An 18,207-nucleotide genomic window follows, 5' to 3' on the forward strand; every position below is an offset into this window, starting at 1 on the left:
TGGGGGGGGTAAACCCTTTTTTTTAAAATTTGGGGTTCCCCCCGCGCCCCCTTCCCCAAAAAACTTTCAAAGGGGAAAGGGGGGACAGGTCCATTTGACTGCGTGCCTTTGGTTACGACGCCGTATTCCAATCAAGCCGCCACATCCCCTCCCGTATCGGGAGAGAAAAATTCGCATCCCCAAGAGAGGGACGGGGGGTACGATCCCCCTTTATGGGATGGTCCAGGAGGGGCCCTCGGCCCCTCCTGGCCGCCGGAGGCATTCGCCTTATAGTTACTTCAACGTCACCATGGTCATGCCGTCGCCGCCGCGGTCTTCGGGAGCCAGGGCGAAAGAGGCCACCTGCGGGTGTTCCTTGAGCATCCGGTGGACTTCGCGCCTAAGCGCCCCGGTGCCCCGACCGTGGATGATCTCGAGCTCCCCGTGGCCGCGAAGAAGCGCCGTATCCAGGAAGGCGGCCAGTTCCGCCTCGGCGGCGTCGGCGCGCATGCCGCGCAGATCGAGCGTCAGTCCCAGGCCCGAGGCCGGGGCCTCGCGTCTGGCCGGGGCCACCGTCACCCCGCCACCGGATTTGGCCGGGGCGTCCAGCGGGGCCATGTCGGCCTCGGGCACCCACAGGCTCACACCGCCTATATCGACCTTGGCCGCCCGGCGCTTGAGGTCGATCTCGCGCACCACGGCGTTTTTGTCCCAGCTCACGATGCGCACGGACCGGCCGGGGTTCAAGGCGGCCAGGGTCACGCCCTGGGCGGGGGTTCCGGTATCGGGCTTCGTGCCGGTGATGGCATCGGTTTCTTCAATAAGTCTTTTTTTGGCCGCGGCAAGGGCGCGCTGGGCTTCCTTGCGTTCCAGGCGACCGGCTTCGTGGCGTCGGACAATATCCCGGGAAAGATCGCGGATCTCCTCGACCAGGTTTTCCTGGGCCTTTTTGAGGTTCTCCTTGAGCTTGGCCACGCGCTTTTTTTCTTCCAGCCGTTCGGCGGCCAGGGCCTCGATCTCGCGTTCGCGGCGAAGGGCCAGGTCGTTTAAGCGCTCGAACACCTGTCCGGCGTCGCCACCGTCCAGGAGCAGGTAGCGGCCGGCCCGCTCCAGGATCTCCTCGGGCAGGCCGTGCTCCCGGGCCACGTCCAGGGCGATGGACGCGCCCACCTGGTCGTAGGCCAGGCGGTAGACGGGCTTTTTGGTGGCCGGGTCGAAGAGCATGCAGGCGGCGCGCACGCCCGGGCGGGACAGGCCATAGGCCTTGAGCGCCGGAAAGTGCGTGGCGGCGGCGAGATACGCCCCCCGGTCCAGGAGCCCGTCCACCACGGCCTGGGCCAGGGCCGCGCCCTGGGAGGGGTCGGTGCCCGCGCCGAACTCGTCGAGGAGCACCAGGGTGGCGGCGTCGATCTCCGGCCAGACGCGCGAAAGATGGCGGATCTGGGCGGTGAAGGTGGAAAGATGGTCCTCGATGCTTTGCTCGTCGCCGAGAAAGACGAAGGTTTTCGAGAAAAACGGCAGCCGGCTGCCCTCCCCGGCCGGCACGGGCAGGGCGGAAAGGGCCATGACCGCAAGCAATCCCAGGGTCTTGAGGCACACGGTCTTGCCGCCGGCGTTGGCCCCGGTGACGATGAGCGCCCGCTGGTCCTCGGCCAGGATCAGGTCCTGGGGCATGACGCGGGCTGGGGCGTCGTCGCCGGCGGCCAGCACGAGCAGCGGATGGCGGGCGGCGATCAGGTGCACGGCGTGCTCCGGGGCGACCTCGGGCAGGGTCCCGCCGATGCGCCCGGCCAGGGCGGCCTTGGCCCAGAGCACGTCGCAGGCCACGAGCAGCCGGTAGGCGGCCGCCACCTCGCGGCGCTCGTCGCGGGCCAGGCCCGTGAGAAAGGCCATGACGCGGGCCTCGGCCTCGCGCTCCTCGTTTTTGAGCTCCTGAAGGCGGTTATTCACCTCGACCAGGAAGAACGGCTCCACGTAGACCGTCTCGCCGGTCTGGGAATAGTCGTGGATGATGCCCGGGAGTCGGCTCTTGAAATTGGACTTGAGCGGCAGGACGTACCGGTCCGAGGAAATGGTGACGTAGTCGTCCTGCAGAAGCGGCCCGAGCTCCTTTTCGCCTACGAACTCCTTGACCCGGGTCATGATGGTCTGGTGGATGGTGCGGATCTCCTGGCGCACGGAAAAAAGCTCGGGCGAGCTCTCGTCGCGAAGCCTGCCGTCCGGGGAGATGCATCGGGCCAGGGCGGCCTGGGTCTTTTTGGGCCAGGGCGCGGCCGCGACCTCGTCGCGCAGAAGCGACCGGCCGGCCTCGCCCGCGCCAAGGGCCAGGCGCAGGGCGGCCACCTGGGACAGCACGTGGGAAAGGGCCACCAGTGCGTCGAGGTCGAGCCCCCGGCGCTCGCTTTCGAGGACGGGAAAAAGCGGCTCGACGTCGGGAAAGGGCGTGAAGGCGAAAGCGGCGTCGCGGCGCAGCTCCATGGCCTCGGCCAATTTGCGTTGTTCCCTGGCCAGGACGTCGGGATCGCCCAGGGGGGCGATGGCCCGGCAGGCAGCCGCCGCGGGTTCGGAAACGGCCAGGGCGGCCAGCCGTTCCAAAACCTTAGGAAACTCCAGCAACGAGAGGGTTCTGGATTCCATAAGAAAAAGAGGGAAAAATCAGGAAGCGAGGCGCGCCTTGACGGCGTCGCTGACCCGTTTGCCTTCGACCCGCCCCTTGTGGGCGGCGAGCACCGCCTGCACCACCCGGCCCATGTCCTTCATGCTTCGGGCATCCAGTTCGGCCACGGCCGCGTCCACGGCGGCGGCGAGTTCCGCCTCGGTCAGGGGCGCGGGCATGTAGGCCAAAAGCACGGCCAGCTCCCGCTCTTCCTTGTCGGCGAGGTCGGTCCTGCCCGCCTTGGAGAACTGCTCGATGGACTCCCGGCGCTGCTTGGCCTGCTTGGCCAGGACGTCGAGGAGCTCGTCGTCGGACAGCGGGCGCAAAAGCTCCACCTGCCGCATCTTGGCGGCGGCCTTGAGCATGCGCAACACCCCGACGACGAGCTCGTCGCGAGCCCGCATGGCAGCCAGGTAGTCTGATTCTATACGGGCAGTCAGGTTCATTACATCATGTTGATTTTGCGCATTTTCTTGAGCAACCGCTTGCGGGCGGCGGCCTTTTTCTTCTTGCGCATGACGCTGGGTTTCTCAAAGTGCTGGCGCTTTTTCAGCTCAGAGAGAATCCCGGATTTCTCGACCTGCTTCTTGAAGCGACGAAGCGCCACGTCGAAGTTGTCGGACTCGTCAAGGAAGACTCCGGGCATTGACCTCACCCCCTCTTTGGGAAATTCCCTAGCGGCAAAAAAGGATGCTTAACCCGGGACACCCTTTCCGTCAAGGGGCGGATGTTCCGGACGGAAAAATCCGCCCGGCTTTCGCCGGGCGGATTCGAAAAAACGCGGCCTGGCGGCTGTCCTAGTGGTGCCCGTGGGCGTCGGCGTTTTTCGTGTCAAGGTAGGCCTTGACCACGCAATAGCCCATGCCGGAGGCGATGATGAACAGCACCAGGTACAGCACGCTGAAAAAGACGAAATGGTCAGGCTGCCACCAGGGCAGATCCTGGGGCAGCGGGCTGTGAACGGTTTCGCCGTGCAACATGTGAAGTTCTCCCGGGAGTGATTATTGGATGGCGTCCTTGAGCAGCTTGCCGGGCCGGAACTTCACCACCTTGGAAGCCGGGATGTTGATCTCGGCGCCGGTGCGGGGGTTGCGGCCGGTGCGGGCCTTGCGCTCGTCCACCAAAAACGTGCCGAACCCGGTCAGGGTGATCTTCCCGTCGCCCACCAGGGTGGCTTCGACGGCCTCGATGAAAGCGTTCAAGGCGCGCTCGGCGTTGGCCTTGGTCAGCCCCGTCTTGTCGGCAATTTTTCCTACCAGATCAGCCTTGGTCATCAGTCCTCTCCTCCTCGTTTGAACGCCGACCGCCACGCGGCGGCGCAATGCTCCCGATCCTCTCCCGTGCATCTCCGACATTTCAGTGAAACGGGAAGGCCCCCCGCTCGCCTCCCCGTGACGAGGACGACCAGCCCGATCCCGTTGCGCCGTGTCGCCGATGCCTGACGGCATGTGCGACGAGTGGCCAAAAGAAAATCGATTTCAGGCCCAAAGTCAAGAGCCCAGGCGCTTTTTGAGCAATATGGAAAGTTCGGACAGTTGCGGCGGCGACAAATCCTCCGGCCGCTGCCGCTCGGAGATGCCCTTTTCCGCCAGCCAGGCGTCGAGTTCCGCATCGCGAAACGCCTTGAGGATTCCACCTAACTGTTTGCGGCGCAAGGAAAAAAGTATCTTGAGCAGGCAGGAGAGCGCCGCCGGCTCGGCCGGACGCTCCGCCGCCGGGCGCGGCGTGACGGCGACCACGGCCGAATCCACCTTGGGCCGGGGCCGAAACACCGTGGGCGGCACCTTGAAGCAATATTCCACCCGCGCAAACGACCCCACCCAGGCCGACAGCGCCCCGTACTCCCGCCCGCCGGGCGACGCCGCCAGCCGCCGGGCCACCTCGTGCTGCACCATGAACACGCCCCGGGCGAAGGCGGCCGCCCCGGCGCACAAGTCCCACAAGAGCGGCGAGGCGATGTTGTAGGGCAGGTTGCCGATGACCCGCGCCCCGGGCAGCCGGTCGAGCCGCCGCCAGTCCAGGCGCAAGGCGTCGGTCATGGCCACCGACGCGCCGGGGTGCTCCCGGGCCAGGCGCACGGCCAGGTCGCGGTCCTTTTCCAGGGCCAGGTAGGCCGCCGGCCGCGCCTTGAGGATGAAGGGCGTCAGCGCCCCCCGGCCCGGCCCGATCTCCACCACCACGTCGCCGGGCGCGATGGCGAGCGCGGCCACGATCTTGGCCGCCGTGTTGGGGTCGCTCAAGAAATTCTGCCCCAGGCTGCGTTTGGGCCGGCCGTAGGCCTCGCTCCCCTCCTCCGCCTCGCCCACCTCGGACGACAGGTCCGCATTCGGCCGGGCCGCCCGGCGCTCCCCTGCCCGGCGATCCCGGCTCATGACGCCTCCTTTTCGAGCAAATCCTGCTTGAGGGCCCAGACCACGTGAAAGCCGGCCGCGAAAAGATCCAGCGACGGCTCGGCCGCGGCCAGCCGGGCGGCCAAAGTCAGGCCCGGGCAGCCGCCCCGGGCCAGAAAAAGCAGCGTGCGCAAGGCGGTCGGCGAGATTTCCCCGCCGAGGCCCTCGTAGACCAGCGGGAAATCCCGCCCCCGGTACACGGCCCGGCCGGCCCGGCTCCAGGTCAGGCGCACGGCGTCGGAAAGCACCTGCGTGGGGTAGCCGGCGAACACCTCGCCGTAGGCCAGGGCGCTCGGATGGGACAGGCCGCGCAGGCGCTCGCGGTCGGGCACGGGCGCGGCGGCCAGGCTTTCCCACAGACGGATATGCGCGGCCACCACGACGTCCCAGGTGAAGCCCGCCTCGAGCCTGGCCCGGCCGGCCGCGCCCATCGCTCGGCGAAGCCCGGGGTCGGCCGCCAGCCGCTCCAGGGCGCCGGCCACGGCGGCCACGTCCACGGCCAGGCCCTGGGCCAGGCGCAGATGGGTGTGGTTGTCGTAGCAAAGCGGGGCCAGGACGTCGCGCGGGCCGGTGTCGGCCAGGCCCAGGGTCGGAGCCAGGAAGCCGGTGCGGCCGTGGTCCACGATGTCCCGGTAGCCGTCGTAGTCCGAGGCCACCACGGGCAGCGAGGCGGCCATGGCCTCGAGCAGCGTCAGGCCGAAAGTCTCCTGGGGATTGTCGGCCAGGGAAACGAAGACGTCGACCGCGCCGAAGAGCAGGCGTTTGCGTTCCTCGTCCGGCCGCGTAACCAGGACCAGAGGCAGGCCGATATTGCCGGCAAGGGCGCGCAACGTCTCCAGGAAGCCCTGGGCCTCGTCGTCGGCCCAGCCGGCCATGACCAGGCACAGCCCGGCCGGATCGGTCCCGGCCGCGACCAGGCGCTGCACGGCGCGCAGCACCGGCAGCGGGTCCATCTTGGAGCTGTGGGAGATGCGGCCGAAAACGAGCAGCGCCGTGGCCTCGACCGGGATGCCGCAAAGGGCCCGGGCCTGCCGGCGCTCTTCCCCCTCCAGGGCGCGCCAGCCGGCCGGATCGACGCCGAGGGGAATGCGGGCCAGTCGCGGGGCCGGGTGGGTTTCCGGGGACAGGCCGTAGCCCCGGCGCAGCCCCTCGAAGAGGCGCGCGACCACGTCCCGCCCGGCCCTCGAGGTGGCGACCACGGCGTCCCGGGCCGTGGTCCCGGGCCAGAGGTGGGCCAGGAACTCCCGGCCGTAGGCGGCGTAGCTCAGGGAGTGGGTGGTGCCGGTGATGGGGAAGATCGACCGGGCCAGGGCGTTTCGGGCGGCGGCCAGGCGGGGCTGGGAGGTGATGCAGTCCGAGAGGTGAAACACGGCGTAGTCCGTGTCGGCCAGAGCCGCGGGCAGGTCCAGCCGCGTCAAAATTTTGAATTTACCCCGGGCCTCGGCCTCGGGATAGCGGGCCGCGAGCAGGTCGCGCTGCTGGTCGCGCTCGCGGGGCGAGGGCATGAAGAAGTGGTAGGCGTCGAAGGGATCGGCGCGCACGAGGGCGTCGAGGAAGCCGGCGTTGGCCACCTTGCGGCCCATGATCGCGCCGGATTCGATGAAGGGATCGAGGGTCCCGAAGGGGCGGAGCGCTTGCATGCAGGGACGGAGCCATAGCTCGGGCGCGATGTCAAACGCCGGCGGCTGGATAGGCGTGGCCCTGTTTTTGCAATAAGCCTGGCGGAGCCGCTCCCGCAGCGGTTCCGGGACCAAAGGAGGCCAGCGATGACGCGTGGCATGCGACCTGAACAGATATGGGGACTCGGCCTTTCCGACGAAGCCGCCGCGGCAATTTCTGCCGGCCTGGGCAGCGGCTATGCCCTGCGCAACTGGCCGGCCGGCCGGCATCCCGGCGAACGGGACCTGAGCCGGTCCACGCCGCTGGTCATCTTCGTGTCCAAGGACGCCTGGGACGCCCTGCCGTCCTCCTCGCGCAAGCGCCTGGAGGAATGGGATGTGGCCCAGCGCGTGCTCCTGGCCTCGGGCGACCAGTCCGTGTCCGATTTCGACGAAATGCTCGACGATGGCTTCCTTTCGGCCATTTCCGAGCCGCTCACGGACAAGAAGGTCCGCGACGTCATCTTCCGGGCCCAGGAGGTCAAGAGCCTCTACGACGACATCTTCCGCATGACCCGCGAGATCATGCTCGAGCGCGAGCTTTTGGCCCGCAAGACGGATCTGGTCCTTTTCCTCAACCGCTTCCTGACCCGGGCCACGGAATCCCTGGACCCCACGGTCATCCTGGACCATGCCCGGGAGGACCTGGAAATGCTGCTGCCCATGCGCGGGCTCATGGGCATCCTCTGGCAGAAGGGCGAATCCGGCGAACTGGAGGCGGAACTTTTTCTCGAACCGGAGATGGACCACGCCGCCGAGCGGCACTGGACCGAGGCGCTTCTGCGCCAGGGGGCCAAGCTCGCGGGCAGGTCCATGCAGAGCTACCAGACCACCTTTCTCGACGGCGCGGCGGGCAGAGCTGCGGTCGACATCCCCCGTTCGCCCGAGGACAGCATCATCCTGCCCCTGCGGGCCGGCGGCCAGACCTTCGGCTCGCTGATCCTCTACCGGGACAAGGGCCAGCCGCTCGGCAAGGACCAAGTGCAGACCCTGTACGCCGCGGTCAGCCACCTGGCCTTGGCGCTCAAGAACGCCGCCCTGTTCAACCAGGTCAAGATCCGGGCCGACCACGACGGGCTCACGCGCATCCACAACCGCCGGGCCTTCGACGAGCGCCTCGTGGACGAACTGCGCCGGCACCAGCGCTACGGCCACGCCATGAGCCTACTCATGCTGGATATCGACCATTTCAAGAACATCAACGACCGGTTCGGCCACCTCATGGGCGACCACGTGCTGCGCGAGGTGGGGCGCATCGTGTCGGAGACGCTTCGCAGCACGGATTTCACGGCCCGCTACGGCGGCGAAGAATTCGTGGTGATCCTGCCCATGACCACGGAGGAGCAGTCGCGCATCCTGGCCGAGCGGCTGCGCCGGGCCATCGCCGAGACGCAGTTCGTCAGCGAGGGGCGGCCGTTCGGCATCACGGTGTCCATCGGTGCGTCGACGCTCACGCCCGGGGCGCTGCTCAAGCGTCGGGACCTGGTGGACAAGGCGGACAAAGCGCTCTATCAAGCCAAAAAGCTCGGCCGCAACCAGGTGTGCACGGCCTTGGGCCCTGTTTCGCGAAGCGAGGACGATGGCCTCGGCGCGGCCAGCGCCGGCTGATCGCGACCGAAGGCAAATGACGGCTTGACGACCGCCAGCGGGCCGCGTATATAACCGCTCCTTCGGGCAATTAGCTCAGTTGGATAGAGCGTTGGCCTCCGGAGCCAAAGGCCACAGGTTCGAATCCTGTATTGCCCACCATACGATTCCAAGGGGTTGCGATCACAAGTCGCAACCCCTTCTGCGTTGGCGGAGACGTTCTGAAAAGTCCTTACCCAGGGGGAAAGCCTCCCGGTGCCCGAGGCTCCACCGCACAGCCGCGGACCGCCCCCCCCCGCTTGGCGACCGAGCTCCAATCCGGGGCGGGACGATCGCGGTCAGCCTCTCCGGAAGTCGCGTGCAGGATTTTATACCCGCCGGGGACGGACGCAGCCGAGCCGATACCTCGCCGCGGCCGCCTGCCTGGAGCCACCCGCCCGTCGATCGCCCCGCAACAGGCGGAAACGCTCGCCCGGAGGCGACTCGCGCCCATCAAAATGAAAAAGGCCTTCCGGGAGCCACCCGGAAAGCCTTTTGGGAAAAAATGTTGTTCAGAGGAAGGATGCTTCCTCTAATGCAGGAGTCGCGCCAAGAGGGGACACTGGCGCTCCCGGATGGCATTGTCAATATTTCACGGCGTGTTACGTGTAGGGCGCGCCGGCCGAACAGCGGAACCCCTCCCGGAAATCGTACAGGATCCTTTACCCCGGGGTGAATCCCCCCGGAAACCGGGCAAGGATTTGTACCCGATCATCGGCGTCCAGCCAAAGCGAAGGCTTATCGCCATTTCGTCTTGTCGAACAACCCTCGCCTGGAAAGTTCCTGGGACTTGTATTTTTCGAAGTCGAAATGACCGGGGACGGTCACGCCATCATAGCGATTGGCGGCGATCGAGAAGATGGCCACCAAAGCCACGAGGCCCACGGCAAGGCTGATAAAGATCCATTCCATGCTCCACACTAGCAGGAGCCTAGGGATATGTCATCCTTCGCACAGCCAAAGCCTCCGCCCTGGGCGTCGCCAGAAGCGCCGTCGTCCCGGGAGGTTGCGCCGCGACAGCCGCGGGCGCCCGCTTTTTCCGGGCTCGGACCGAAAAAAAGGAGCGGCCCGAAGGCCGCTCCCCTCTTTGACGCTTTGCAGCGCGGGACTAGGCGAAAGCCTTCTCGAAGGGCGGCACGACCTGCTTTTTGCGGGACAGCACGCCGTCGAGCCACACGGAGTCGCCCTTGACCGCGACGCCGAAGGCCTTGGTCACGTAGCTGGGATCGTCGGAGACGATCAGCATCTCGGAACCTTCCTTCATGATGTCGGTCAGCAGCAGGAACACGCTGTGGCGGCCTTCGGCCTTGACCTTCTTGCACTCTTCCAGCAGGGCGGCCTTGACCGGCTCGAGGATCGACAGGTCGACCACTTCCAACTGGCCGATGCCGATCTTCTTGCCGCCCATGTTGAAGTCCTTGTAGTCGCGGAAGACCAGGTCCTTGGCCGGGGTGCCGCCCACGGCGGACTTGACCTTGAACATCTCCACGCCCAGGGACATGAAGTCGGACACGCCCGCGATCTTGGCCAGAGCCTCGACGGCGGCTTTGTCGTCGGCGGTGCAGGTCGGCGACTTGAACATGACGGTGTCGGACAGGATGGCGCACATCATGATGCCGGCCATGGCCTTGGAAATCTCGACCTTGGCGCAGTCGTACATCATCTTGACCACGGTGCAGGAGCAGCCCACGGGCTTGACCAGGATGTCCAGGGGATTGGGAGTGGTCACGTCGCCGAGCTTGTGGTGGTCGTAGATGCCGAGGATCTCGCCCTTGGCCAGGTTGTCCAGGCTCTGGGCCAGATCGGAGTGGTCGACCAGGATGATCTGCTTGTCGGTGGCGTCGGTGACGATCTCCGGAGCGGCCACGCCGAACTTTTCGAGCACGAAGGCGCTCTCGGGGTTGAGCGGGCCCTGGGCGGCCGGCTTGGCGTCGAGGCCCTTGGCCTTGCTCATCAGATCAGCCACGGAAATGGCGGCGGCGACGGAATCGGTGTCCGGATTTTTGTGACCAACGACATAAACAGCCATAGTTGTGTCCTCCTGGTGTTTTTTCCAAAACCCTGACGGGTTGGCAGCCTCATTTCGGAACTTGTGAAGATTATCCCAAAAGGCAACTCTTGCCAAGTCAAATTCCCGAGACACGGACTGCTTTTTTGCCCGAGCCCAGGCGCTTCGTGAAATCCGGCCGTGCTTTTCCGGGGAAATCCGGGCCGCCAGGCGCGTCCCGTCCCGCTGCCCGGCGGGAACCGGCGACGGGAGCGCGGCGTGGGACGAAGCGGTCGCGAGAGGCTAGGACAAAAACCAGGCCATGGCCACGGCCATGCCGCCGGCCAGGGTCAGGTAGGCCGGCCGGTAGCGCAGGGAGAGGACGCCGCCGAGGCTTCCCAGGATCCACAGCTGGCTCCAGGTCGCGCCAGAGGAGGACAGGTAGGGCCACACCAGGGGCAGGATGGCGTGGAACAGGGCGATGAGCCCGGCCAAGGCCACGCTGAAGGCCACGCCGTTTATGATCGCCATGTCGCAAAAGGCCCGGCGGATGAGCCGCCCGGGCGCGAAAGGGGCCTTGGCCCGTTCCCGGGCGGCGATGTAGCGCGACAGCACCATGTTCTCCACCACCCGCTGCACGCCCTCCAGGGCGGCGAACAGCCGGCCGAGCATGGCCGTGGTCGCGGCCACGAAAAGCGCCTCGGCCGGCGAGGTCAGCTTGAACACGTGCATGAGGGAAAGCCCGGCCAGGGTGGAGGCGGCGGCGTTGGGCGGAATGTGCGTGCCGGCCGGGATGCCGTCGAGCCAGAAAAGCTCGTAGAAAAGGCACAGCTTGAGCGTCAGGTCGAGGTCGCCGAAGGCCGCGGCCCAGGCGAAGCCGATGATCACCGGCCGTTCAAGCAGCGCCGCGTTGACGAAGAACCGGAACGACGAGAAAAGGACAAAAAAAAAGCGACGCTTCCAACGTGCAGCAGGATGTCGGCCTGATGGGTCATGTCGTCGTTCGCTCCGGCTGGTCGTCGCCGCGCCGCCGCCTCAGGCGCCGCGCAGCTGTAGGGGATCGCTCGGCACGCAGCGGTAGTCCAGGCGCACGCCGTTGTCGCGCAAGAAGTCCAGGCAGGACTCGTCCTCCTTGGACAGGGCCACGTGGGGGCAGACCTGCTTCTTGCCGGGCGCGTAGTGCAGGTTGCCGAGGTTGAGGTTGCCGAAGCCAAAGCCTTTCTCGTAGGCGGCCCGGGCGTCGCGGCAGCTGGCGAAGAGGATCAGCGCCCCTTCGGCCTCCAGGGGATTGCGGCCGAGAAACGGCACCAGCTCGGCCACGGGCAGAAATTCGATGCGCACCCCGGCGGGGATGGCCAGGGACATGATCTCCTGGCGCAGGAAATCGCCGGCCAGGGCGTCGTTGACGACCAGAATGGCCCGGGCGTGGGTAAACGGCAGCCAAGTCTCGATGATCTGGCCGTGCACGAGCCGGTTGTCCACCCGTACGAACGCCATGGCCTAGCCCTCGGCCACCTTCTTGCGCAGCACCTCGCCCGCCACGACGATGCCCTGGCAGCCGGCCTGCTTGGCCTCCACGGCCAGCGTTTCCAGGGCCTTGGTGCGCGAGCCCAGGATCTTGATGAGCATGGGCAGGTTGACGCCGGTGAGCACCTCCAGGCGTCCCGTGCCCAGAAGCGACAGGCTTAAGTTTGTCGGCGTGCCGCCGAACATGTCGGTGAGGATCAGCACGCCGGCGCCCCGGTCCGTTTCCTTGATGGCGGCCTTGAGCGTGACCAGGGTCGCGTCCACGGGATGGGTCATGTCCACGCTGACGCAGCGGCAATGGTCCTGGGGACCGAGGATGAATTCCGCCGCCTTGAGCAGCCAGGCGCCGTATTCGGTATGGGTGACCACGACCACGCCCACGGGCGCGTCGGGCTGGTTTTGCCCGCTCATGCATCCTCACGACGGGCGCACGGCCCTTGGCTGCGGTGAGGCCGCGACGCATGCGCCCGCGACCGGAAAACGCCGTGACGTATCGGAAGCGCCGCCTCAGCCGCGCTCGATATGCCGGTGTTCAAGGGAAATATTGTAGCCAGCCTTGGACAAGGTGTCAAAGATCGCCTCGGCCACGGCCACGGACCGGTGCCGGCCGCCGGTGCAGCCGAAGGCCACGGTCAGGCGATAGCGTCCTTCCTTGGCGTACAGCGGCAACAGGTAGAGCAGGAAGTCCTTGAGCCGGCCGAGGAACTCCCGGCCCGGGTCCTCGGCCAGGACATAGTCGCGCACGGGCTCGTCCTTGCCGGTCTTTTCCCGGAGGTCCTTGTCGAAATAGGGGTTGGGCAGAAAGCGCAGGTCGAAGAGCATGTCCGCCTCGGACGGCGGCCCGTACTTGAAGCCGAAGCTCATGACGTGGACCTTGAGCGTCCCCTTGGACGGCCGGATGGAGGCCCACTTCTCCTGGAGCTTGCGGCGCAGGTCGTGGATGGAGAAGTCGGTGGTGTCGATGACCATGTCCGCGGCGTCGCGAAGCGGCGTCATGCGCTCGCGCTCGGCGGCCACGGCCTGCTCCAGGCCCATGACCGGGCTCTCCAGGGGGTGCGGGCGCCGGGTGGTGGCGTAGCGGCGGATGATCTCCTGGGTGTCGGCCTCGAAGAAGATGATCTGCAGGCTCACGTCCCGGCCCTTGACCTGGGCCAGCGTCGCGCCCCAGTCCCGGTCCAGGTCGGCCTGGCGCACGTCCATGCCGAGCGCCAGCCCCTTGTAGCGCTGGCCTCCCTTGTCGTCGAAAAGGCCGATGAGCTTGGGCACGAGGCTCACGGGCAGCCCGTCGACGCAGAAAAAGCCCAGGTCCTCGAAGACCCGAAGCCCGGTGCTCTTGCCGGAACCGGACAGCCCGGTCAGGATGACGATCTTGAGATCCGCAGGCGCGTCTTGCATGCCGTTTCGCCCTCCGGCCGCCTCCCCCGTCGGGGCGGCGACCCGTGCCGCGCCTCGCGGTCCGGCCGGACAGAGGTTCGGGCTCCCTGGGGGAAGCCCCGATCAAGCGCCGCCTTGCGGGCGGCCCGTCGCCGGAAACGATACCCCCTGCCCGGCGCGGCCGTGTGACGGCCGGCGCACGGACAGGGGGCGAAACGGTTTCACATCAGGCCGCGGCGGTCAGCACCCGCCACAGGGCCGCTTCGTCCTCGGCGCCCAGAAAGGCGCGTCGGAAGGATTCGTCGGAGAGAAGCCGGGAGATGTGGGCCAGGATGCGCAGGTGCAGGCCCGCCACGTGCTCCGGGGCCAGGACGAGGAAGAAGATGCGGCAGGGCTTGAGGTCCAGCGCATCGAAGTTCACGCCCTTGAGGCTCCTGCCGACGACGATGACGATCTGCTGGAGGCTCTCCATCTTGCCGTGGGGGATGGCCACGGCGTCGCCGATGCCGGTGGTGCCGAGGCTTTCGCGGTCCAGTAGCACCTGCCTGGCCTTGGCGTCGTCGAAGTCGGGCCAGCGTTTTTTCAGCGGCGCGACCAGTTCGGCCAGCGCCTCACCCTTGGATTCGGCGGCAAGATCCCCGATGACGAACTCGGGCTGGAGATAGTCCTCAAGCTTCATTTACGCGCCCGTTCCAGGATCGATCAGGCCGAAGTCGCCGTTGCGCAGACGGTAGATGACGTTGGGCCGTTCGGTTTCGGAATTGACGAACACCAGGAACTCCTGCTTGAGGCTGACCAGCTGCTCGGCGGCTTCCTCCACGGCCATGGGCTTGGGGGAGAAGTCGTCGGTCTCCACGATGGTCGGAGTGCGCCCGCCCGCGGCATCCTCGCTGATGCTGATGACCTGCAGGCGCACGGTGTCGACGGCCTGGCGGCGGCGGTCCTTCTGCTTCTCGCGGAACTTCTTGGCCTGCGCCTCGACCTTGTCGAGGATCATGTCGATGGTGGAGTACATGTCCTCGGAGACTTCGTGGGCCGAGATGTGCATGTTGTCGGCCAGGAAGACGACATCGGCCATCTGGCGGGTCTTCTCCACGGCCAAGTTGACCTGGAGTTCGGAAGCGTCGGTGGCGGTGGTATATTTGGCGAGCTTGTCGAAGCGTTTGCGGGCGTAGTCGCGCAAATGATCCGACGGTTCGAAATTCTTGAAATTAAAGGTGATGTTCATGGGGTCCTCCGGATGGCGTGGTATTGGGCCGGCAGGCCCGGCCCGAAGCATCAGAAAATTTCCTTGCGCTTGGACGAGGATTCGATCCCCATGGCCGTGCGGTACTTGGCCACGGTGCGCCGGGCGATGTTGATCTGCAGTTCTTCCTTGAGCATGTCGGCGATGGCCTCGTCGCTGATGGGCCGCTTGGCGTTCTCGCCGGCGATGATGCGCTTGATCATGGCCTTGACCGACTCGGAGCCCACGGTGCTGCCGTCGTCGAGTTCAAGGGAGCTGTTGAAGAAGAACTTCAGTTCGAAAATGCCGTGTGGCGTGGCCACGTACTTGTTGGAGGTGATGCGGCTCACGGTCGATTCGTGCATGCTGATGTCGTCGGCCACGTCCTTGAGGATCAGCGGCCGCAGGCGCGTCACGCCGTGCTCGAAGAATTCCCGCTGGAACTTGACGATGCTTTCCAGCACTTTATAAAGCGTGCGCTGGCGCTGGTACAGGCTTTTCATGAGCCACATGGCCGAGCGCATCTTGTCCTGCAGATAGTCCTTGTCCTTGTCCGTCTTGGGGTTGACGCCTTCCATGTAGGACATGTTGAGGTTGAGCCGCGGCATGCCCTCCTCGTTGAGCAGGATCACGAAGTCGTCGCCGTACTTGTACACGAAGGCGTCCGGGCTCACGTAGATGGGGTCGCTCGAGCCGTAGCTGGCCCCGGGCATGGGATTGAGCGTCTGGATCAGCTCCAGGTATTCCTTGAGCTTCTCCATGGTCAGGCGGAACTTCTTGGCCAGGGGCTTGTAGCGCTTCTTTTCCAGGTCTTCCAGGTGGTCGCGCACAAGTTCGATGAGGATGGGGTCCTCGTAACCGAAGACCTCGATCTGGGTGAGCAGGCATTCGCTGGGCGAACGCGCGGCCACGCCCACCGGGTCGAAGCGCTGGATGCGCAGGAGCACCCGTTCGACGTCCTCGACCGTGGAGGCGGTCATCTGGGCCAGCTCGTCCAGGGTGGCGCGCAGGTAGCCCGAGGAATTGAGGCTGCCGACGATGGTCTCGCCGATCTCGAGTTCCTTGTCCGTGAAGTTGGAGAGCCGCATCTGCCAGCCGAGATGCCCCTCCAGGGACGGCTTGGAGGCGAGCCTGGCGTCGAAGGACATGCCCTCCTCGGGCAATTCCGTCTCCCGGGCCAGGGACTGCCGGCTGGTGCTGGCGAAATCGCCGATGTAGTCCTCCCACTCGGCGTTTTTGAGCAGTTCCTTTTCCATGGCCACGTCGCTGGAATCGCCCGAGGGCCCGAGGTTCTCCTCGGCCATGGTGCGTTCCGGCTGGCGGTCTTCCTCGATGGATTCCTCAAGGAGTGGATTTTCCAGAAGCTCCTGCTGCACGCTTTCCAGGAGCTCCAGCCGGGAAAGCTGCAGGAGCTTGATGGCTTGCTGCAACTGGGGAGTCATCACCAGCTGCTGGGAAAGTTTGAGCTGCTGTCGCAGTTCGAGAGCCATTTCTACCGCCGTGCCCGCTTTTGGAGGTTCGCCGAGAATAGGCGGGGCCGGTGCAGCCGGCCCCGCTCAACAAAAAGCATGCCACAATTGAAGGGTTGTGGCAATCCGCCAGATTGCCCGTTTCCTTGGAAACCTTCCGGACTTTGCGGCCCGGCCCGCCTGGGAAATCGGCCCGCCCTACCCCTTGGACCGCTTGGCCGCGGCCACGAATTCCCGGAAAAGCGGGTGGGGGCGCATGGGGCTGGACTTGAATTCGGGATGGAACTGGCAGCCCAGAAACCAGGGGTGTCCGGGCAGTTCGACCATTTCCACCAGTTCGCCGTCCGGGGACAGGCCGCTGAGGACCAGTCCCCCCTCCTCGAACTGGGGGGCGTAGGTCTTGTTGAACTCGTAGCGGTGGCGGTGGCGCTCGCTGATCTCGCCCGGGCCGTAGGCCTGGGCGGCCTGGGTGTCGGGCTTGACCACGCAGGGGTAGGCCCCCAGGCGCATGGTGCCGCCCTTGTCGCAGGACGGGTCGCGGCGCTCGAGCTTTTTGGTGCGGAAGTCGAACCATTCCCGCATGAGGTAGATGACCGGATGGGGGGTGGTCAGGTCGAATTCCTCGGAATTGGCGCCGGCCAGTCCCAGGACGTTCCTGGCGAACTCGATGACCGCGCACTGCATGCCGAGGCAAATGCCGAAAAAGGGAACGCCGGCCACGCGCGCGTGCTCGATGGCCGCGATCTTGCCCTCGACCCCGCGTGAGCCGAAGCCGCCCGGCACCAGGATGCCGTCGATGCCGGCGAAGGTGGCGGCGGCGTTTTGCCGGTCGACCTCCTCGGAATTGACGTAGACGAAGCGGATGGACACGCCGCAGATGCCGCCGGCGTGGACCAGCGCCTCGTGCAGGCTCTTGTAGGCCTCCTTGAGGTCCACGTACTTGCCGACGATGGCGATGGACACCGTCCCGGCCGGATGCTCCAGGCGGTGGAGCATGGCGCGCCAGGCCTCGAGGTCGGCGTTTTTGGCCGGCAGACGCAGCAGGATGGCGATCTTCTGGTCCACGCCCTCGGCGTAGAGCTTGAGCGGCACCTCGTAGATGTTGCCCACGTCCACGGCCGTGAACACGGCGTCGGCGTCCACGTCGCAAAAAAGCGCGATCTTTTCCTTGAGATCCCGTCCGAGCTCCACCTCGCTGCGACAGATGATGATGTCGGGCTGGATGCCGATGGAGCGCAGCTCCTTGACGCTGTGCTGGGTGGGCTTGGTTTTGACCTCGCCGGCCACGCGCAGGTAGGGCACCAGGGTCAGGTGGATATAAAGGACGTTTTCCTTGCCGAGATCCATGCGCAGCTGGCGGATGGCCTCCAGGAACGGCTGGCCCTCGATGTCGCCCACCGTGCCGCCGATCTCGATGATGGCCACGTCCTCGTCCGTGGGCGCGCCCAGGATCGCCCGCTTGATCTCGTCGGTGATGTGCGGGATCACCTGCACCGTGCCGCCGAGGTAGTCGCCGCGCCGCTCCTTCTGGATGACGCTGAAATAGACCCGGCCGGAGGTGTAGTTGTTGTTCTGGCTCATGGGAACGCCGAGGAAGCGCTCGTAGTGCCCGAGGTCGAGGTCCGTCTCCGCCCCGTCGTCGGTGACGTAGACCTCGCCGTGCTGGAAGGGGTTCATGGTGCCCGGGTCCACGTTGATGTACGGGTCGAGCTTCATGATGGTGCAGCGAAGCCCGCGCGCCTGGAGAAGCGCGCCGATGGAAGCGGCCGCGAGGCCTTTGCCCAGGGACGAGAGCACGCCGCCGGTGACGAATATGAACTTGGTCTTCATAGGGATCGAGACTCCTTGAGGGGCTATGGAGGAACGCTGAAAACCCCCGGCCGGTTGACGCCTTGCGCGGGGGCACGTAATGTCGCTCGGATACGTCTAAGCGACCGGCCCGGATTTTTCAAGAAACCCCTTGGAGCATTGTTCATGGCCCACGTGAAAACCCTGGTCATCACCGGCTACGGCACCAACTGCGAGGCGGAGTCCGCTCATGCGGCCAAACTCGCCGGTTCCGACCAGACCGACATCGTCTATTTCTCCGACATCATCGCCGGCCGGGTGCGCCTGCCCGGCTACAACTTTCTTATTTTTCCCGGCGGATTTCTCGACGGCGACGACCTCGGCGCGGGCCAGGCCGGAGCCATCCGCTGGAAATACGCCCAGCCCGTCTCGGGTGATCCGCTGCTGGACCAGCTGCGCACCTTCTGCGAGGACGGCGGCCTGATGCTGGGCATCTGCGACGGCTTCCTGCTCCTGGTGAAGCTCGGC

18 protein-coding genes, 1 tRNA gene and 1 pseudogene are annotated in these 18,207 nt (G+C 66.1%); 3 read left to right on the forward strand and 17 right to left on the reverse strand.

The window, feature by feature from the left end; all coding sequences use genetic code 11:
- Positions 1 to 273: 273 nt before the first annotated feature.
- The 7 genes from Q1K70_RS02725 to Q1K70_RS02755 all read right to left on the reverse strand — a co-directional run bounded on the left by Q1K70_RS02725 (position 274) and on the right by Q1K70_RS02755 (position 6,665).
- Positions 274 to 2,616: a Smr/MutS family protein gene (locus tag Q1K70_RS02725; RefSeq protein WP_300155409.1), complete on the reverse strand. Its 2,343-nt coding sequence runs from the start codon at positions 2,614 to 2,616 to the stop codon at positions 274 to 276.
- Positions 2,617 to 2,634: 18 nt separating this feature from the next.
- Positions 2,635 to 3,081: a GatB/YqeY domain-containing protein gene (locus Q1K70_RS02730; protein WP_300155412.1), complete on the reverse strand. Its 447-nt coding sequence runs from the start codon at positions 3,079 to 3,081 to the stop codon at positions 2,635 to 2,637.
- Positions 3,081 to 3,281 (reverse strand): 30S ribosomal protein S21, encoded by a 201-nt coding sequence (gene rpsU, locus Q1K70_RS02735; protein ID WP_029458147.1) that lies wholly within the window; start codon positions 3,279 to 3,281, stop codon positions 3,081 to 3,083. Before rpsU ends, Q1K70_RS02730 begins: the two co-directional genes overlap by 1 nt.
- A gap of 151 nt (positions 3,282 to 3,432) precedes the next feature.
- Positions 3,433 to 3,615: a hypothetical protein gene (locus Q1K70_RS02740; protein ID WP_300155419.1), complete on the reverse strand. Its 183-nt coding sequence runs from the start codon at positions 3,613 to 3,615 to the stop codon at positions 3,433 to 3,435.
- Positions 3,616 to 3,636: 21 nt separating this feature from the next.
- The gene (locus tag Q1K70_RS02745; RefSeq protein WP_366521644.1) at positions 3,637 to 4,083 is read right to left on the reverse strand and encodes an HU family DNA-binding protein; all 447 of its coding nucleotides are present in this window, start codon (positions 4,081 to 4,083) and stop codon (positions 3,637 to 3,639) included.
- A gap of 42 nt (positions 4,084 to 4,125) precedes the next feature.
- A complete protein-coding gene (gene rsmA / locus Q1K70_RS02750; protein ID WP_300155422.1) occupies positions 4,126 to 5,007 on the reverse strand; it encodes a 16S rRNA (adenine(1518)-N(6)/adenine(1519)-N(6))-dimethyltransferase RsmA in 882 nt (293 codons plus the stop codon).
- Positions 5,004 to 6,665 (reverse strand): glycosyltransferase family 4 protein, encoded by a 1,662-nt coding sequence (locus Q1K70_RS02755; protein WP_300155424.1) that lies wholly within the window; start codon positions 6,663 to 6,665, stop codon positions 5,004 to 5,006. Before Q1K70_RS02755 ends, rsmA begins: the two co-directional genes overlap by 4 nt.
- 126 nt (positions 6,666 to 6,791) lie before the next feature.
- On the opposite strand from Q1K70_RS02755, the gene Q1K70_RS02760 reads away from it, so the two are divergent.
- Together Q1K70_RS02760 and Q1K70_RS02765 are read left to right on the forward strand one after the other, a co-directional pair.
- Positions 6,792 to 8,291: a GGDEF domain-containing protein gene (locus Q1K70_RS02760; protein WP_300155427.1), complete on the forward strand. Its 1,500-nt coding sequence runs from the start codon at positions 6,792 to 6,794 to the stop codon at positions 8,289 to 8,291.
- Positions 8,292 to 8,355: 64 nt separating this feature from the next.
- A tRNA-Arg gene (locus tag Q1K70_RS02765) sits at positions 8,356 to 8,432 on the forward strand.
- A 615-nt stretch (positions 8,433 to 9,047) separates the two neighbouring features.
- On the opposite strand, the gene Q1K70_RS02770 is transcribed toward Q1K70_RS02765, so the two are convergent.
- The 10 genes and pseudogenes from Q1K70_RS02770 to Q1K70_RS02815 all read right to left on the reverse strand — a co-directional run bounded on the left by Q1K70_RS02770 (position 9,048) and on the right by Q1K70_RS02815 (position 17,721).
- Entirely contained in the window at positions 9,048 to 9,221 is a 174-nt protein-coding gene (locus Q1K70_RS02770) for a hypothetical protein (protein WP_300155430.1), read from the reverse strand.
- A 196-nt stretch (positions 9,222 to 9,417) separates the two neighbouring features.
- Positions 9,418 to 10,338, reverse strand: coding sequence for a manganese-dependent inorganic pyrophosphatase (locus tag Q1K70_RS02775; protein ID WP_300155433.1), 921 nt, complete (start codon positions 10,336 to 10,338; stop codon positions 9,418 to 9,420).
- A gap of 261 nt (positions 10,339 to 10,599) precedes the next feature.
- Positions 10,600 to 11,229 (reverse strand): annotated as a pseudogene (locus Q1K70_RS02780) (PTS sugar transporter subunit IIC); the annotation flags it as partial.
- A 102-nt stretch (positions 11,230 to 11,331) separates the two neighbouring features.
- Positions 11,332 to 11,793, reverse strand: coding sequence for a PTS sugar transporter subunit IIB (locus Q1K70_RS02785; RefSeq protein WP_300155435.1), 462 nt, complete (start codon positions 11,791 to 11,793; stop codon positions 11,332 to 11,334).
- 3 nt (positions 11,794 to 11,796) lie between these two features.
- Positions 11,797 to 12,234, reverse strand: a complete 438-nt coding sequence (locus Q1K70_RS02790) for a PTS sugar transporter subunit IIA (RefSeq protein WP_300155438.1) — start codon at positions 12,232 to 12,234, stop codon at positions 11,797 to 11,799.
- Between the two features lie 96 nt (positions 12,235 to 12,330).
- On the reverse strand, positions 12,331 to 13,218 hold the full coding sequence (gene rapZ / locus Q1K70_RS02795; RefSeq protein ID WP_300155441.1) for an RNase adapter RapZ: 888 nt from the start codon (positions 13,216 to 13,218) through the stop codon (positions 12,331 to 12,333).
- 205 nt (positions 13,219 to 13,423) lie between these two features.
- A complete protein-coding gene (locus Q1K70_RS02800) occupies positions 13,424 to 13,876 on the reverse strand; it encodes a PTS sugar transporter subunit IIA (protein WP_300155444.1) in 453 nt (150 codons plus the stop codon).
- Entirely contained in the window at positions 13,877 to 14,425 is a 549-nt protein-coding gene (gene raiA / locus Q1K70_RS02805; RefSeq protein WP_300155447.1) for a ribosome-associated translation inhibitor RaiA, read from the reverse strand.
- Positions 14,426 to 14,475: 50 nt separating this feature from the next.
- On the reverse strand, positions 14,476 to 15,912 hold the full coding sequence (gene rpoN / locus Q1K70_RS02810; protein WP_300155450.1) for an RNA polymerase factor sigma-54: 1,437 nt from the start codon (positions 15,910 to 15,912) through the stop codon (positions 14,476 to 14,478).
- A gap of 177 nt (positions 15,913 to 16,089) precedes the next feature.
- A complete protein-coding gene (locus Q1K70_RS02815; RefSeq protein ID WP_300155453.1) occupies positions 16,090 to 17,721 on the reverse strand; it encodes a CTP synthase in 1,632 nt (543 codons plus the stop codon).
- A gap of 144 nt (positions 17,722 to 17,865) precedes the next feature.
- Between Q1K70_RS02815 and Q1K70_RS02820 the strand changes: the two genes are divergently transcribed.
- Positions 17,866 to 18,207 (forward strand): phosphoribosylformylglycinamidine synthase subunit PurQ (locus Q1K70_RS02820; RefSeq protein WP_300155455.1); only part of this gene is annotated, 342 nt, incomplete at its 3' end.

It is taken from the genome of Solidesulfovibrio sp., assembly GCF_029978005.1.
GTDB lineage: Bacteria > Desulfobacterota > Desulfovibrionia > Desulfovibrionales > Desulfovibrionaceae > Solidesulfovibrio.